Below are 15,846 nucleotides of genomic sequence, written 5' to 3' on the forward strand. Positions count from 1 at the left end.
CGTTTATAATCCTGCTTTCTCTTTTTTGCCACGGATCAGCTATGCGCATACTTCACACCTCGGACTGGCATCTGGGTCAAAATTTTTACAGCAAAAGCCGTGCGGCTGAACATGAAGCTTTCCTGAACTGGCTGCTGGAAACGGCCCGGACGCACGAGGTGGACGCGATTATTGTGGCGGGTGACATCTTTGATACCGGCTCGCCCCCCAGCTATGCGCGTGAACTGTACAACCGCTTCGTGGTGAATTTGCAGCAAACCGGCTGTCATCTGGTGATTGTCGCCGGTAACCATGATTCCGTCGCGACGCTCAATGAATCCCGCGACATCCTGGCATTTCTCAATACCACCGTCGTCGCCAGCGCCGGGCACGCCCCGCAGATCCTGAAAAAACGCGACGGCACGCCGGGGGCGGTGCTGTGCCCCATTCCCTTTTTGCGTCCGCGGGACATCGTGCAAAGTCAGGCGGGGCTGTCGGGCGCGGAAAAACAGCAGCATCTCCTGCAGGCCATCACCGACTATTATCACCAGCAGCACGCCGATGCCTGCGCCCTGCGCGGCGACCAGCCGATTCCGGTGATTGCGACCGGGCATCTCACCACCGTCGGGGCCAGTAAAAGTGACGCCGTACGCGACATCTATATCGGCACGCTGGATGCCTTTCCGGCGCAGAACTTCCCGCCAGCCGACTACATTGCGCTCGGACATATTCACCGGGCGCAGATCGTCGGCGGCAGCGAGCACATCCGCTACTGCGGCTCGCCAATTTCGCTCAGCTTTGACGAAACGGGCAAGGCCAAATCCGTCCATCTGGTGAGCTTCTACGAAGGGAAACTTCACGCCGTCGAGACGCTGGAGGTCCCGGTCACCCAGCCGCTGGCGGTGCTGAAGGGCGATCTTGCCGCCATTACCGCCCAGCTTGAGCAGTGGCGCGGAACAGCGCTTAACCCGCCCGTCTGGCTGGATATCGAAATCACCACCGACGACTACCTGCACGATATGCAGCGTAAAATTCAGGCGCTGACGGAAGATTTACCCGTCGAAGTCTTACTGGTACGCCGCAGCCGCGAGCAGCGCGAGAAAATTCTGTTAAGCGCTCAACGCGAAACGCTCAGTGAGCTTCGGGTTGAAGAGGTGTTTGAACGCAGGCTCTCGCAGGAGGAAATTGACGACGCGAAGCGCGCAAGACTCAGCGAACTGTTCAGCCATACCCTGCATGCGCTCAATAATGAGGAAGAAAACGCATGAAAATTTTGAGCCTGCGCCTGAAAAACCTCAACTCCCTCAAGGGCGAGTGGAAAATTGACTTTACCGCGGAGCCCTTTGCCAGCAACGGGCTGTTTGCCATTACCGGCGCGACCGGGGCAGGTAAAACCACCCTGCTCGACGCCATCTGTCTGGCGCTTTATCACGAAACGCCGCGCCTGCAGAAGGTCTCTCAGGCGCAAAACGACCTGATGACGCGCGACACCGCCGAGTGCCTGGCGGAAGTGGAGTTCGAGGTAAAAGGCACCGCCTATCGCGCATTCTGGAGCCAGAACCGCGCGCGCAACCAGCCGGACGGCAACCTGCAGGCGCCGCGCGTGGAGCTGGCGCGCTGCGAAGATGGCAAAATCCTGGCCGACAAAGTGACGGATAAACTGGAGCAAACCGCTGCGCTCACCGGGCTGGACTATGGCCGCTTCACCCGCTCGATGCTGCTCTCACAGGGGCAGTTTGCCGCCTTCCTTAATGCCAGGCCGAGCGATCGCGCCGAGCTGCTGGAAGAGCTGACCGGCACCGAGATCTACGGACAGATTTCCGCCATGGTGTTTGAGAAACACAAAGCCGCCCGCAGCGTGCTTGAAAAGTGCGAGGCGCAGGCGGCGGGCGTCGTGCTGTTGAGCGAAGAGCAACAGCAGCAGTTGCAGCAAAGTTTGCAGGCGCTTACTGACGAAGAGAAAACCCTGCTGGTTCAGCAGCAAAGCCAACAGAAAGATTTTCAGTGGCTTACGCGCCATGATGAGCTCGTGCTTGAGCAACAGCGCGTCACTGTGATGCAGCAGCAGGCGCAGCAGGCGCTGACGAACGCTGCGCCAGAGCTGGCAAAGCTCCAGCTTGCTCTGCCCGCCGCCCAGCTTCGACCGCTTTGGGAGCACCAGCAGGAGCAAACCGCGCGCCTGACGCAAACCCAGCAGCGAATTCTCGAAGTAAATACTCGCTTACAAGCCAAAACCGCACTGCGCGCGCGGATCCGTCATACCGCCCAGCGGAATCATGAGCAGCTTCAGACCGAACTGACGGCGCTGGCGCGGTGGCTGGCGGAGCATGAGCGCTATCGCCTGCTGGGGCAGGAGATTGCCGGCTGGCGTGCCCAGTTCTCACAGCTTAACCGCGACAAAACGCAGTTAGCCTCGCTTGCTGCGCGAATGGGTGAACTACGCAACAGGCTGGCTGAGATGCCGGAAAATGCGCTGACGCTGACGGCGGATGAGGTCAGCGCGGCCATGGAGCAGCAGTCCCGGTCACGCACGCTGCGCCAGCGGCTGACGTCGCTGCATGCCCGCTATCAGCCGCTGCAAAAGCGCCTGCGCCAGAGCGGTGAAAGCGTGCAGAAGGCCCAGGCCGATCAAAACAAACTCAACGAAACGCTGACGCTGCGTCGCCAGCAGTACAAAGAGAAACACCAGCACTATCTGGATCTTAAAGCCCTCTGCGAACGCGAAGCGACGATTAAAGACCTGGAAAGCTATCGTTCCCGGCTTGAGGCCGGCAAACCCTGTCCGCTGTGCGGCTCCAGCGAGCATCCCGCCGTTGCGCAATACCAGTCGCTTGAGCTGACGGATAACCAGCGCCGCCGCGATACCCTGGAAAAAGAGGTCGCCGCGCTTAAAGAGGAAGGCCTGCTGGTGCTGGGACAGGTTAATGCCCTGACGCAGCAGATCCAGCGCGAGTCAGACGAAGCGCAGACGCTCTCTCAGGAAGAGCAAGCGCTCACTAAAGAGTGGATGGAGGCCTGCGCTTCCCTGAACATCGCGTTGAATATTCAGGAAGATATCACGCCATGGATGAACGAGCAGGAACAGTACGAGCGCCAGCTTTATCAGTTGAGCCAGCGTCTGACCCTGCAAAACCAGCTAAACGAGCAGGAAGTGCTGGAGCGACAGTATCAGCAGCAGCTGACGGCCGCGCGCCAGGCGCTGGAAAACACCCTGCTTTCGCTATCGCTTAACGTACCTGAAGACGGTAATGAAGCCGCCTGGCTGCACGCCCGCGAAGCGGAATTCGCGCAGTGGCAGGAGAAACAAACGCAGCACGGCGTGCTTCTGGAACGCATAAACGCGCTGAAGCCGCTGCTCGACACGCTTCCGGAAACGAACGGCGAAGAGGCCGAACCGGCCATTCCTGACGGCTGGCGCGACGTTCACGATGAATGCGTGTCGCTACAAAGCCAGCTCAGCGCGCAGCAGCAGCAGGAAAAGCTGGAGCAAGAGCGCCTGCAGCAGTCGCAGACGCAGTTCACCGCGGCGCTCGCAGCGAGCTGCTTTGCCGATCGGGACGCGTTCCTTGCCGCGCTGCTGGATGACGACGCTATTCGCCACCTCGTACAGCTGAAGCAGTCGCTGGAAAGCCAGATACAGCAGGCCGCGGCCCTTTCCGGCCAGGCTAACCAGCAGCTGCAGGCTCATCTGTCGCTGCGGCCGGAAGGGCTCAACGCAGATGCTCCTGCGCTGCAAAGCCAGCTGCAGCAGCTGGCGGAAAGGCTTCGCGAGAACACCACGCATCAGGGCGAGATCCGCCAGCAGCTTAAGCAGGACAGCGATAACCGTCAGCACCAGCTGGCGTTGATGCAGCAAATTGAAGAGGCCGCGCGCCAGGCGGACGACTGGGGTTATCTGAACGCGCTGATCGGCTCCAGCACCGGCGACAAGTTCCGTAAATTCGCGCAGGGGCTGACGCTGGACAATCTCGTCTGGCTTGCTAACCAGCAGCTTAACCGTCTGCACGGACGTTATCTGCTGCAGCGCAAGGCCAGCGACGCGCTGGAGCTGGAGGTGGTCGATACCTGGCAGGCGGATGCAGTTCGCGATACCCGCACGCTCTCGGGCGGCGAGAGCTTCCTGGTCAGCCTGGCGCTGGCGCTGGCTCTTTCCGATCTGGTGAGTCATAAAACGCGAATCGATTCCCTGTTCCTGGATGAAGGATTCGGCACGCTCGACAGTGAAACGCTGGATACCGCGCTGGATGCGCTCGACGCGCTGAACGCCACCGGGAAAACCATCGGCGTGATCAGCCACGTAGAGGCGATGAAAGAGCGCATTCCGGTACAGATCAAGGTGAAGAAAATTAACGGGCTGGGTTATAGCAGGCTGGATAAGGAATTTGCGGTGGGCTGAATGGTAGGTCGGTGCGGTCTGATGCCCTCACCCTAGCCCTCTCCCACAGGGAGAGGGTAAAAACACCAAAAACAGCAACTTGCGTTGCTGTTTTGCTTTTACCTTGCCCCACCCAGGCCCTCTCCCACAGGGAGAGGGAATAAACATTATTTGCTTTTATTCCGGCCACAGCCACGCCGCGCCGCGCACGCCGCTGGAGTCACCGTGGACAGCTTTGCGGATCGGGGTTTCACACTCGCCGCCAAACACCCACTGTTTCACCAGATTCGGTACCGTGGCGTACAGCCGGTCAACGTTGCTCATGCCGCCGCCGAGCACAATCACGTCCGGATCGAGAATATTCACCACGTGCGCCAGGGATTTCGCCAGCCGCATTTCGTAGCGGCTAAGGGCCAGCTCGGCGACCGGATCCTGTTCTTCGACCAGACGCATGATTTCGTTGCCCTTAAGCGGCTGGCCGCTTAAGCGGTGGTAGTCGGTCGCAAAACCGGTGCCGGAGATAAACGTCTCAATACAGCCCTGCTTTCCGCAGTAGCACGGCACCTCAGCGCGGTATTTAAGCTCGTCTTCATCCATCCACGGCAGCGGGTTGTGTCCCCACTCGCCCGCGGTGCCGTTACCGCCGATATGGGCGCGTCCGCCGAACGCCACGCCCGCGCCGCAGCCGGTACCGACGATCACGGCAAACACGGTCTGAGCACCGGCCGCCGCGCCGTCGATGGCCTCAGAGACCGCCAGGCAGTTGGCGTCGTTGGCCAGACGCACTTCCCGGTTCAGACGCTGGCTCAAATCTTTATCAAACGGCTGACCGTTGAGCCAGGTGGAGTTGGCATTTTTAACCACCCCGGTATACGGCGAGATCGACCCCGGGATCCCCATCCCGACGCTGCCGGTTTGCCCTGTCGCCTGCTCTGCCATCTCAACCAGGCTGGCAATCGTCTCGATAGTCTGGTGATAATCATCGCGCGGCGTCGGCAGACGGTGGCGGAACAGCTGCTCCCCCTGCTCGCTCAGTGCGATAACTTCTGTTTTGGTGCCGCCCAAATCGATCCCAATACGCACAAGACTCTCCTCATTATTTTGATTATCAACAGAGTAGAAGCACGCTTCCCGATTAGCAATGCAAGCGATGCGACAATTCGTTATCATGCCCGCTGATTTAACGACAAGGCCGTGGAAATTATCATGCTGTGGTTCAAAAATTTGATGGTTTACCGTCTCAGCCGCGACGTTTCGCTGCGTGCAGAAGAGATGGAAAAACAGTTAGCCGCTTATACCTTTTCCCCTTGCGGTAGCCAGGATATGGCGAAAACCGGCTGGGTTCCGCCAATGGGTTCACAAAGCGATGCACTGACCCACGCCAGCAGCACGGGTCAAATCATCGTCTGCGCCCGTAAAGAAGAGAAAATCCTGCCGACGCCGGTGGTTAAGCAGGCGCTCGAAGCGAAAATTTTCAAGCTGGAAGCCGAACAGGGCCGCAAGCTGAAAAAGACCGAAAAAGATTCGCTGAAAGACGAAGTGCTGCACTCCCTGCTGCCGCGCGCCTTCAGCCGCTTCAGCCAGACCATGATGTGGATCGACACCGTCAACGGGCTGATCATGGTGGACTGCGCCAGCGCCAAGAAAGCAGAAGATACGCTGGCCCTGCTGCGTAAAAGCATCGGATCTTTACCGGTCGTTCCGCTGGCGCTGGAAACGCCGATCGAGCTGACGCTGACCGAATGGGTACGCAGCGGCGCTGCGGCTCAGGGTTTCCAGATCCTTGATGAAGCCGAGCTGAAAGCCCTGCTGGAAGATGGCGGCGTGATCCGCGCGAAGAAGCAGGATCTGGTGAGCGACGAGATCGCCGTCCACATCGAAGCGGGTAAAGTGGTTACTAAACTGGCGCTCGACTGGCAGCAGCGCATTCAGTTCGTGATGTGCGACGACGGCTCCGTGAAGCGTCTGAAGTTCTGCGACGAGCTGCGCGATCAGAACGAAGATATCGACAGGGAAGATTATGCCCAGCGCTTTGACGCGGACTTCATCCTGATGACCGGCGAGCTGGCCGCGTTGATTCAGAATCTGGTGGAAGGTCTCGGCGGCGAAGCGCAGAGATAACAGGCAAAACGCAGGCCGGGTAAGCGTTAGCGCCACCCGGCTTATTTTTTATTTCAGGTAGCGGCACAGATAAGAGGTAGGTTCAGCGACCTGCAAATGGAACTCGCTGTGGCCAGGGACGTTGAAAACTTGCCCGGCAGCGTAAACTTTCCATTCCGTTTCACCCGGCAGTAAGACGTTCAGCGCACCGCTGACGACCGTCATTTCTTCAGCTTCCGCCGTGCCAAAGGTGTATTCCCCTTCCGCCATAACGCCGACACTGGCGCGGCCAGTGCTGCTGCTGGTAAAACCAATGGATTTCACTTTACCGGAAAAGTATTCGTTACTTTGAAGCATGAACTGGCCCTTATATTTATAGATAAAAATTCACTATAGGGGCCATGCTCATCACCTGTCACGCAAAATCATTACATGAGCAGTTCCGAGGCCAGGCGAGCCATCAGAACGTTGGATAACAGCACGGGCACATCCAGCGCTTTTTGCAGCAGATCACGATGGTGCTGATGGAAACCGAGGCAGTCCAGAATCAAGACATCTGCTCCTCTCTCAAGCAGTTCCTTCCCGGCAGCAATAAGTTTTGCCTCACTGTCCCAGAACGGATTTGCCAGCGCATACAAGGGCACTTTTTCCAGCACGTGCCATTTTGCTTCCTGGTTATCCATGAGCTCCTTAATGGGCACAATCACCCCCACCTGATGACCATCCACGATGGAGGCCACCAGCGGTGGAATGATCCGCATCGGCTCAAGCAAAATCGCATTACGCGCCGTAAGCCCCTTAATGGGCGCGGTGCTCATCAGCAAAATAACGTCATAACCTTGATTATCGAGCACTTCTATTACGCCCTGCAGCGAGCGCTCGATTTTCTGACGCGAAACGTGCGCCAGTTTACCGTCGCTTAATAACGTCGCCAGGGGATCCTCCCCCGCCTCGACAGCGTAGTCTTCCATGACCTCTTCCCGACTCATCTTCCCCAGCAGGCTAAGATGCGTTATCTGTTGTTCAGATACATGCTCGGTTAAGAGCGGTAACACTTCGCTTACAGGGACCACACCAATGGTGAGGATCGCCAACGTTGCCTTCATCTTGATCGCCTTCCATTACTCCAACATCGTGCACACAGGTACAGGCTCACTACGCTGCACAGTTCATTTTTTCAACAAAACAGCACCAAGCGTAGCAGGTGATCCCGACATCGAAATGTAAAGATCGCCTGCCGATACCGGAGTTACTTGTAATAACTAAATATTAACTCCTGCTTAACTTTCCCGATGAGTAAAAAGTGTGATTCAGGCACGATACTGGAACGTTTAGGAAAAGGGTCAGGTTTTATCGGGATCTTCATAGCGCCGTTTCGCATCCAGCGCTTCCTGTTCAGTCTCGTGTTCACTGATCAGCGAGTCCGGCTTGGGGTGATCGGCACGCAGTTGATACCAGGTCACGGTATGACCCGTCTGGCCTTTTTCAACGGTAACAATACGTGCTTCACGCGGATAGGGAGGTCTGGTTGGCATAGCTCATCCTTTTTTTATGTCTGAGCTATAAGTATAGACGCCGGTTAGCTGGCACAAGCCAAACGCAGGGCGGTAATAATCTGAATCACAACGTCTTCGGGAGAGGCTGACGCATCCACCACGTGGTGAGCCGCTTCGCGGTATAGCGCATCGCGTTCGGCCAGCACTTCGCTCACCTCTTCGTTGAGCGGCCTGGAGGTCAGCGCGGGGCGTTGCCCCTCTTCCGGAAAGGCTTCCAGCCGCCCTACCAGAGCCGACACCGGCGCGCTGAGATAAATCACAATCCCCTTTTCGCGCATAAAGTGGCGATTACACTCCGCCAGAACAATGCCACCGCCAGTGGCGATCACGGCAGACGGGGTGGTGACCGCTTTCAGCGCGGCGGTTTCGCGCGCGCGAAAGCTCTCCCATCCCTCTTGCTCAACAATCTCGGCGATGGTTTTTCCGGCCTCGGTTTGCAGCCAGTGGTCGGTATCAACAAACTGGCGATGACACACGCGTGCCAGCTCCAGGCCAACGGTGGTTTTCCCACAGCCGCGGGGGCCAACTAAAAAGATGGGTTGGGTCATGCCAGGTGTTCCCCTTGATGCCGAATGGCTGAAGAGTGTAAAGAAATAATTGCAGAAGATGTTGCGATTACTTTACTGCAAAGCGGTACGGGATGACAACCCTGTGGAGGCCACACTGTACCACAAATTGACAATAATTATCATTACGCTGTGCGGCGCTTCACTTCCAGCAGCCATTTATCCAGCTCGGCAGCGAACTGCTGGCGATCGCGCTGGGAGAGGCTGTCCGGTCCACCGGTCTGCACGCCGCTGGCCCGCATCGTATCCATAAAATCGCGCATGGTGAGCTTCTCGCGAATGGTCGAAGGCGAGTAACGCTCCCCGCGCGGATTGAGCGCCGCCGCCCCTTTCTCCAGCACTTCGGCAGCCAGCGGAATATCCGCCGTGATCACCAGATCCTCCACGCTGCACAGGCGAACAATTTCGTTATCCGCCACGTCGAACCCGGCCGGCACGCGCAAGGAGCGGATGAACCGCGAAGGCGGTACGCGAATATTCTGGTTCGCCACCAGCGTCAGCGGCATCTGAACGCGCTCGGCGGCGCGAAATAAAATCTCTTTAATCACGTTCGGACACGCGTCCGCATCAACCCAAATCGCCATATTGTCTCCCCATAATGACTCTGCCGACTATTGTCGCCTGCATTTCGTTGTTAAGCTATCAATCAGAGAAAACAACGCATAATGACGGAGAATCGTGATGGACAAGAAAATCGGGTTTATCGGCTGCGGTAACATGGGCAAAGCCATCCTGGGCGGTCTGATCGCCAGCGGGCAGGTGCTGCCGGGTCAGATTTGGGTCTATACCCCGTCACCGGACAAAGTCGCCGAGTTGCGCGATCAATACGGGATCAACGCCGCCGAAAGCGCGCAGGAAGTCGCCCAGGTCGCCGATATCGTCTTTGGCGCCGTCAAGCCGAACATCATGATCAAAGTGCTGAGCGATATCACCTCCAGCCTGAATAAAGAGACGCTGGTCGTGTCGATTGCCGCGGGCGTCACGCTCGATCAGCTGGCGCGCGCGCTGGGTCACGATCGTAAAATCGTCCGCGCCATGCCCAACACCCCCTCTCTGGTCAATGCCGGCATGACCTCCGTCACGCCTAACGCGCTGGTGACCACAGAAGAAGTGGCCGACGTGCTGAATATTTTCCGCTGCTTCGGTGAGGCAGAAGTGATTGCCGAATCGATGATCCATCCGGTTGTCGGCGTGAGTGGCTCAGCCCCTGCCTATGTGTTCATGTTTTTAGAAGCGATGGCCGACGCCGCCGTGCTTGGCGGAATGCCGCGCGCGCAGGCGTATAAGTTCGCCGCGCAGGCCGTCATGGGCTCCGCCAAAATGGTGCTGGAAACCGGCAAACACCCGGGTGAACTGAAAGATATGGTCTGCTCCCCGGGCGGTACCACCATCGAAGCGGTGCGGGTGCTGGAAGAGCGCGGATTCCGCTCGGCCGTCATTGAAGCGATGGCAAAATGCATGGAAAAATCAGAGAAGCTGAGTAAATCCTGATTTCTGACCGGGCGTCAGGCGGCCACTTCGGTGCGGCCGCGCCCGGCATTTTTCGCCCTGTACAGCGCCACGTCCGCCGCCTTTAGCCACTCCCGATAATGTCCAAACTGCGGCCCCCAGGGGGCAACGCCTACGCTGATGCGCAGCGCTTCTTTTGGCGCGCACGGCAACGTCAGTTTTTCCAGCCGCTCATGCAGTCGCGACATCACGGCGATGGCGCTTTCCGCCGCGGTCTGCGACATAATCACCGCAAACTCATCCCCGCCAAACCGACCGATCGCATCGCCTGACCGTACCGACCGCTGGAGCTGACGCGTAATAGCAATGATCGCCTCGTCGCCCACGTCGTGCCCCCAGGTGTCGTTGATGTTTTTAAAGTGGTCGATATCAATCAGCAATATCGTGGCGGTGCTGTGGTCGCGCCGACAATGCTCAAATTCATTTCGCAGCAGCATTTCCCAGTGCCGACGGTTAAAGACCCCGGTCATCCCGTCGCGGGTGCTCATCATTTCCAGCCGCTGCTTATGTTCCGCAAGCCTGACGGCGGTTCGGTGGCTGAGCCAGGCAAACAGCATGGGATACAGCACGAGCACGGGTAACGTTAAGCCCCACTCCACGAGGTCGGGGTTGAAGACGGCCACTTTCCCGACGAGTGGCAGGGTCACCAGCGCGGAGAGCAGCGTCAACGCGATCCCCGGGATAAACAGACGACAGCCGCCGGAACCCATCATATTCATCCCCACCATCATCACCAGCGCTGCGGTGGGTAACGCATTCATCCCCATCACGCCTATCCAGAGCCCGGCGATAATGGCATCGATTTTAAGATTGAAAATTTCCTGCTGATGAGGTGAAGCGGCACGGCAGGACAGCTGCCAGGCAAAATGGGGCCAGACGAACGACCACCCCACCAGTAAAAGCCACCAGCCACCGGGTAAAAAATGGGTGACCAGCATCCCCGCAACGGGGAAAAACATCGCCGCCAGCCCGACGGCGCGCGCCAGCCGAACTCGCCGGGCAAACTGAATGCCGGCGCGGTGAGGGTCATCCTGAGAAAGGGTTAGATTCCACTCTTCCCGAATGCGCTTTTTGTTGTAATACGTTTCATCATTCATCATTTTTGGGAATATTCTGAAACATTTTCCCAAATTATAGAGAGGGGGTCTGCGGGGAAAGTATGAAATTTCGGGTGAGCCGCCGAAGCCGCTCACCCGTTTGAACTACACTTTTTTCTTCAGGCACGCGCTCATGAACTTGCTGCGGTCGTCCCCCTTCAGGGACTGTTCGGTTGCTTTCGCATTACACTCGCGCATTTTTTGCTGCTGCGGCGTCAGGCTTTTTTCAGCCGGCTTCGCGGCGCCATTTTTAAGGCAGTCGCTCATGTAGGTCTTGCGGGCATCTCCCTTCAGACTCTGCGACGTCGCCTGTTGATTACAGGTGGTCATACGCTGTTGTTGCGGCGTTAGCGTCTTCTCTTCCGCGTTCGCCGATGCGACCAGGAACAGGCCGGAGAGCAGAGTAACCAGTAATGTTGTTTTCATTGCACCATCCTTTTGTGAACATTCCCTGTAAGTCTGGTTCGTGACAGGAAAAAAACCAGCCGACAGATGTGATTTCCGCCGGGATTTTATCATTTAAGACCCAGCGCCGCCTTCATGGTGTAGAACAGATCCGTTTGATCGGTCAGGCCTACCACGTTTGCCGCGTGCGGGCCGTAGGCCGCAATGCGCAGCTGGGTGCCCGTGTGCTCCATGGACTCTTCCTCAGAGTTGCCGTAGCTCAACACCATAACGGCGCCATCTTTGGTATTCAGCGCCTGCGTCAGGCCCGGGGCTTTGGTATCTGGCGGGATGATCTGGCTGGCATGGGCATGGTCCGCGGTGACGATCACCAGGGTGTTGCCGTCTTTTTTCGCGAACTCAAGCGCCTTCTGCACCGCTTCGTCCAGATCGACGGTTTCGCCAATCTGGCCGCACGGATTCGCCGCATGATCCTGCTTATCGATCGACGCGCCCTCAACCTGCAGGAAGAACCCTTTTTCGCTCTTGCTCAGCAGAGAGATGGCTTTATCAGTCATCGCCGCCAGCGTCGGTACGCTGTCAGTGCGTTTCGGGTTAGGCATACAGGTTACGACAGGTTTATCGATATTGCCGTGATAAGAGGCTTTTGGTCCTTCCCAGCGCACGGGCATGTTGCCGTCAGAGAATAGCCCCAGCAGCGGCTTGTTCTGGTTCGCCTCGGTGATGGCTGCCAGCGAATTTGCATCACTCACCAGCTGATAGCCGCGGGCCTGCGCCTGCTCGCGCAGCGTTTTGCCCTGCCACTCACCCGCCGTTGCGGTTTCTGCGAAGGTTTTCGCGCCGCCGCCGAGGGTCACGTCAGGACGCGCGTTCAGCAGCTGTTCCGTAATAGAGCCTTTGCCGCCTTTTTCCAGCGCGTTCGTCGGGCATTTTTCGCTGGTCACTGACGGACCGTAGCATTTACGCGAAGTCACGTGCGCCACCAGCGCCGCAGGCGTTGCATCCTGAAGTTCAGCGGTGGAGACGTTGCCGGTCGCCAGGCCCGCCGCTTTTGCCATTTCCAGAAGGGTTTGATGATCTTTTTCGTGAATATCCACACCCAGCGCGCCATTATAGGTTTTCACGCCGGTGGACCACGCCGTAGCAGAGGCCGCGGAGTCCGTGACGTAATCCGGTTTACCGGTTTTTTTATCCAGCGCGTAATGGGTATATTGTCCGGTCAGCGGTAATGCGTCGATGCCTTTAAAAAAGCCGCCCGCACCCTCGGCATAATTTCGCGCCGCCGTGATTTCGGAATCTCCCATTCCATCGCCAATAAGCAGAATAATATTTTTCGCCGGCTTATCATTCAGCGAAGCGCGAATAGCGGCAGTTTGATCTTCTGATAAACGGCGTGCGCCGCCAGGCTGGGTGATATCCCCTTTTGCCGCGCGATTATCCAGCACGCTGGTTTGGGCAGTATCGGCATAAACGGCAGGGGTAATTAACAGGGGAAGTAATGCGATGAAAAGTGCGCTCTGTTTCAATTTATTTTCTCCATGTACAAATACATAAAAATAAAAACAGAGCGACTATAGGCATCCTGCATGACAATTCTATGACACGTCGTTACGTCCTGTGACGGTTTAGCTGCGCGGATGCCTTAACAGCTTCTTTACGTACTGGTGGAGCATCTCGGCATCCTCAACCGGAACCTGCGATTCAGGCCTGACGCTGTCCAGCGCGCCTTCCACGCTCTCAATCAACGCCTGTTGATCGGTTTTCGCCATTTGTCGCAGCAGCGCGGTGACCACAATTTCCAGCGCTTCGACCTGAGCAACCAGCTCTTTTGACTCCTCTTCCTTTTGCGCCAGCTTGACCAGCAATTCAGCAATGAGATTTTTCATCGTGCCAGTTCCTTTTTCAGTTTTGTCTGAAGTTAGCATTCTGAATCCATAATGCAAAGAGAAGAAATTTATTATGGTATGCAAAAGTGATGCAGGAATGAAAATAAAGGACCGCCGCGGTGAGCGAAACGTTTTTCTATAAAGAAGCGCCGCATTTTGTTATATAAAAATGCGGCTACCATAAGAATATATAATACATCAACGAAACGATTATCTCGACGATTTCGCTTCCGCCATTTGTCTGCGGCGACGCAGCGCAATAGCCAGCTGGATAATATTGATTAAAACGACAATCGCCGTGGCGGCAAATACCCAACGAAAACCGGCCATCGCGGAAACGGATGCGCCAATAAGCGGACCGGCAACATTCCCCAGATACATAAATGACTGGTTATATCCAAAAATACGCCCCGTCACCTGATCGCTGGAATATTTAACCAGCAGGGTCTGTACCGCAGGCAACATTGCACCATCAGCAAACCCGAGCAGGAATCGCAATACGCCAAGCTGAAGCGGAGAGGTGACAAACGACATCGCGAAGAAGAGCACAACCGCAAAGATCAGCGTCGCCATCAGGATACGCGCCGTGCCGATCCTGTCACCCAGTTTTCCCAGACGCGGCGCGGAAATCAGAGCGGATACGCCCGGCACGGCGGCGATCATGCCGCTCAGAAAAGCGATATTTGTACTTTCCGGCTCCATCGACTTGATAAACAACGCCAGAATCGGACCGACCGAACCGTTACAGAGCTGGATAACCATAGTGGTCACAAACAGGCTGATCATCAGTCCAGGATAGGGCAGCGAGGCGAAGACGGCCTTGCCGCTCAGGCGTTCAGATTTACTGATAACCGGGCGGCCCCCCTCTTTGATAAGAAAGAGCGTGACCAGAAAACTGACCACCAGCAGGATCGCGGTGATGATAAATACCGCGCGCAGCCCGACGTGGTCCGCCAGAAAACCGCCCAGCAGCGGACCGCCGATGACGCCGCTGATCTGTGCCGTGGAGAGCGTACTCAGCGCCCAGCCGCTACGCTCGCGCGGCACCTGAGAGGCGACCAGCGCCATCGCATTCGGAATGTACCCTGACGTCAGCCCCATCACCGCACGCAGGAAAAACAGCTGCCAGACGTTGGTGGCGAAGGCCTGGAGCAGAATGGCAATCGCCATCCCGAGCGAGGCGCGCAGCAGCATCAGTTTTCGGCCTTTACGATCCGCCAGGCTGCCCCACATCGGTGACACAATGGCGGAGACCAAAAACGTGACGCTGAACGTCAGGCCGGACCACATGGAGAGCGCTTCATGCGAGGTCACCCCCAGCTGCGAGACGTACAGCGGCAGGAACGGCAGGATCTGGCTGATGGCCAGCCCGGTAAAGAAGCAGCCGAACCAGACCGAGATGAGATTAACTTTCCAGGATTCCATAAAGAAATAGTCTTCATTTTTAGGCGAATTCGCCTACAGATTAGCAAGTTACGCGTTTTGACGTCGCACCAGAGATGCGGCCCGCCTGACTTTGGTGTTTTATCTTCCCAGTCATCATATTTGTGAAATAAGTCACAATTCATCCATTTTCTGGCGGAATATTATGCTTCACCGACAGAGTCCGAAACCGCGCATTCCCAGATGAAAATGGTTGGCATGCGCCGCGTTATACTCCGGCCCCAGGCCGTTTCCGTAGTAGCCGCAGCTTGCCGCCAGCATGGCCTTCAGCCATGGCTGCGTTGTTGTCGCCTTCCAGCCGTTCAGTACCGTGACGCGTTCCCCGTTCGCCAGCCGAAAGGCGGCGATATCCAGCGCCTCAGCCGTGGCATGCTCACTGCGTCGCGCGTCGGGGCGGTGGTAAATATTGCGGCAGGCAAAGCTGCCGAGGTGGTCGATACGCGCCAGGTCGCTGCCCGTATAGCGTTTTGTCAGCGGCCGGGCCTGCTGGCTGATAAACAGCGCAGAGCTGAGCGCCAGCGGACAGCTGGCAAGGAAACTGCTGTTCAGGCTGACCGGGCCGAAATCACGCACGCGCACGACGTTGTTGAGCGGGCACGCGCCGCCGCTGTCGGCCACCGGCTGGGTGCGGATGAGATCTCTTTGGTTAGCCTGCGAAAGCAGGCTCGCGCACGCCTCGGGGGTTAAGCGCCGGAGCTTATACTGGGTGATACGGCCCGGCGGGTCGTCAAGCGTAAGCGGCATAAAAGGGTTGTAGTAAGGCGGCAACCAGCGGTAACCCACCGTTGCAACGGCCACAATGATGAAAATGGTCAGCAGCGTTTTTCCTTTCACTCTCCCCCCTCAAGATTCCCCAAAACATTATGGCAGAAGGCCGCGAAACCCGCCGGGCATCGTGGTATGTTATTGGCTTTTCGTCAGACTGGAAGA

Annotated in this window: 16 protein-coding genes; 4 read left to right on the forward strand and 12 right to left on the reverse strand. The window is 57.2% G+C overall.

All coding sequences use genetic code 11. The features are described 5' to 3' along the window. The first annotated feature begins 41 nt into the window (after positions 1-41). Both sbcD and sbcC read left to right on the forward strand, forming a co-directional pair. Complete coding sequence (sbcD, locus tag SPH27_RS10010; RefSeq protein ID WP_182071886.1) at positions 42-1,247, forward strand: exonuclease subunit SbcD; 1,206 nt, start codon at positions 42-44, stop codon at positions 1,245-1,247. After that, a complete protein-coding gene (gene sbcC, locus SPH27_RS10015; protein ID WP_182071884.1) occupies positions 1,244-4,375 on the forward strand; it encodes an exonuclease subunit SbcC in 3,132 nt (1,043 codons plus the stop codon). The genes sbcD and sbcC overlap by 4 nt, the downstream gene beginning before the upstream one ends. Before the next feature lie 156 nt (positions 4,376-4,531). Here the strand turns inward: sbcC and mak are convergent, their stop codons facing one another. After that, a complete protein-coding gene (gene mak / locus SPH27_RS10020) occupies positions 4,532-5,437 on the reverse strand; it encodes a fructokinase (protein WP_023310541.1) in 906 nt (301 codons plus the stop codon). A gap of 123 nt (positions 5,438-5,560) precedes the next feature. Here mak and rdgC point away from each other — a divergent pair, with 123 nt between their 5' ends. Beyond that, positions 5,561-6,475 (forward strand): recombination-associated protein RdgC, encoded by a 915-nt coding sequence (gene rdgC, locus SPH27_RS10025; protein ID WP_023310540.1) that lies wholly within the window; start codon positions 5,561-5,563, stop codon positions 6,473-6,475. A gap of 48 nt (positions 6,476-6,523) precedes the next feature. Here the strand turns inward: rdgC and ppnP are convergent, their stop codons facing one another. The 5 genes from ppnP to SPH27_RS10050 all read right to left on the reverse strand — a co-directional run bounded on the left by ppnP (position 6,524) and on the right by SPH27_RS10050 (position 9,160). Then, complete coding sequence (gene ppnP / locus SPH27_RS10030; protein ID WP_008503270.1) at positions 6,524-6,811, reverse strand: pyrimidine/purine nucleoside phosphorylase; 288 nt, start codon at positions 6,809-6,811, stop codon at positions 6,524-6,526. 71 nt (positions 6,812-6,882) lie between these two features. Continuing rightward, the gene (locus SPH27_RS10035; RefSeq protein ID WP_182071882.1) at positions 6,883-7,560 is read right to left on the reverse strand and encodes an AroM family protein; all 678 of its coding nucleotides are present in this window, start codon (positions 7,558-7,560) and stop codon (positions 6,883-6,885) included. A 237-nt stretch (positions 7,561-7,797) separates the two neighbouring features. Beyond that, positions 7,798-7,989, reverse strand: a complete 192-nt coding sequence (yaiA, locus tag SPH27_RS10040) for a protein YaiA (protein WP_032638425.1) — start codon at positions 7,987-7,989, stop codon at positions 7,798-7,800. A 44-nt stretch (positions 7,990-8,033) separates the two neighbouring features. Then, positions 8,034-8,558, reverse strand: a complete 525-nt coding sequence (gene aroL, locus SPH27_RS10045; protein ID WP_032639634.1) for a shikimate kinase AroL — start codon at positions 8,556-8,558, stop codon at positions 8,034-8,036. 143 nt (positions 8,559-8,701) lie between these two features. Beyond that, positions 8,702-9,160: a YaiI/YqxD family protein gene (locus SPH27_RS10050; protein ID WP_033144747.1), complete on the reverse strand. Its 459-nt coding sequence runs from the start codon at positions 9,158-9,160 to the stop codon at positions 8,702-8,704. A gap of 97 nt (positions 9,161-9,257) precedes the next feature. Here SPH27_RS10050 and proC point away from each other — a divergent pair, with 97 nt between their 5' ends. Next, positions 9,258-10,067, forward strand: a complete 810-nt coding sequence (gene proC / locus SPH27_RS10055) for a pyrroline-5-carboxylate reductase (RefSeq protein WP_023310536.1) — start codon at positions 9,258-9,260, stop codon at positions 10,065-10,067. 14 nt (positions 10,068-10,081) lie between these two features. Here proC and adrA read toward each other — a convergent pair whose 3' ends face one another. The 6 genes from adrA to SPH27_RS10085 form a co-directional block, all read right to left on the reverse strand. Further along, positions 10,082-11,185 (reverse strand): diguanylate cyclase AdrA, encoded by a 1,104-nt coding sequence (adrA, locus tag SPH27_RS10060; RefSeq protein ID WP_047061223.1) that lies wholly within the window; start codon positions 11,183-11,185, stop codon positions 10,082-10,084. Positions 11,186-11,287: 102 nt separating this feature from the next. Continuing rightward, positions 11,288-11,608 (reverse strand): phosphate starvation-inducible protein PsiF, encoded by a 321-nt coding sequence (gene psiF / locus SPH27_RS10065; protein WP_023334671.1) that lies wholly within the window; start codon positions 11,606-11,608, stop codon positions 11,288-11,290. A gap of 89 nt (positions 11,609-11,697) precedes the next feature. Continuing rightward, positions 11,698-13,113, reverse strand: a complete 1,416-nt coding sequence (phoA, locus tag SPH27_RS10070; protein WP_182071880.1) for an alkaline phosphatase — start codon at positions 13,111-13,113, stop codon at positions 11,698-11,700. A 99-nt stretch (positions 13,114-13,212) separates the two neighbouring features. Further along, positions 13,213-13,473, reverse strand: coding sequence for an anti-adapter protein IraP (gene iraP / locus SPH27_RS10075; RefSeq protein ID WP_024906786.1), 261 nt, complete (start codon positions 13,471-13,473; stop codon positions 13,213-13,215). A gap of 210 nt (positions 13,474-13,683) precedes the next feature. Then, the gene (locus tag SPH27_RS10080; RefSeq protein ID WP_029739748.1) at positions 13,684-14,898 is read right to left on the reverse strand and encodes a multidrug efflux MFS transporter; all 1,215 of its coding nucleotides are present in this window, start codon (positions 14,896-14,898) and stop codon (positions 13,684-13,686) included. 168 nt (positions 14,899-15,066) lie between these two features. After that, a complete protein-coding gene (locus SPH27_RS10085) occupies positions 15,067-15,750 on the reverse strand; it encodes an extensin family protein (RefSeq protein WP_182071878.1) in 684 nt (227 codons plus the stop codon). Positions 15,751-15,846: the final 96 nt, after the last annotated feature.

It is taken from the genome of Enterobacter sp. A103, assembly GCF_034427535.1.
In the GTDB taxonomy this organism is placed as follows: Bacteria; Pseudomonadota; Gammaproteobacteria; order Enterobacterales; family Enterobacteriaceae; genus Enterobacter; species Enterobacter asburiae_B.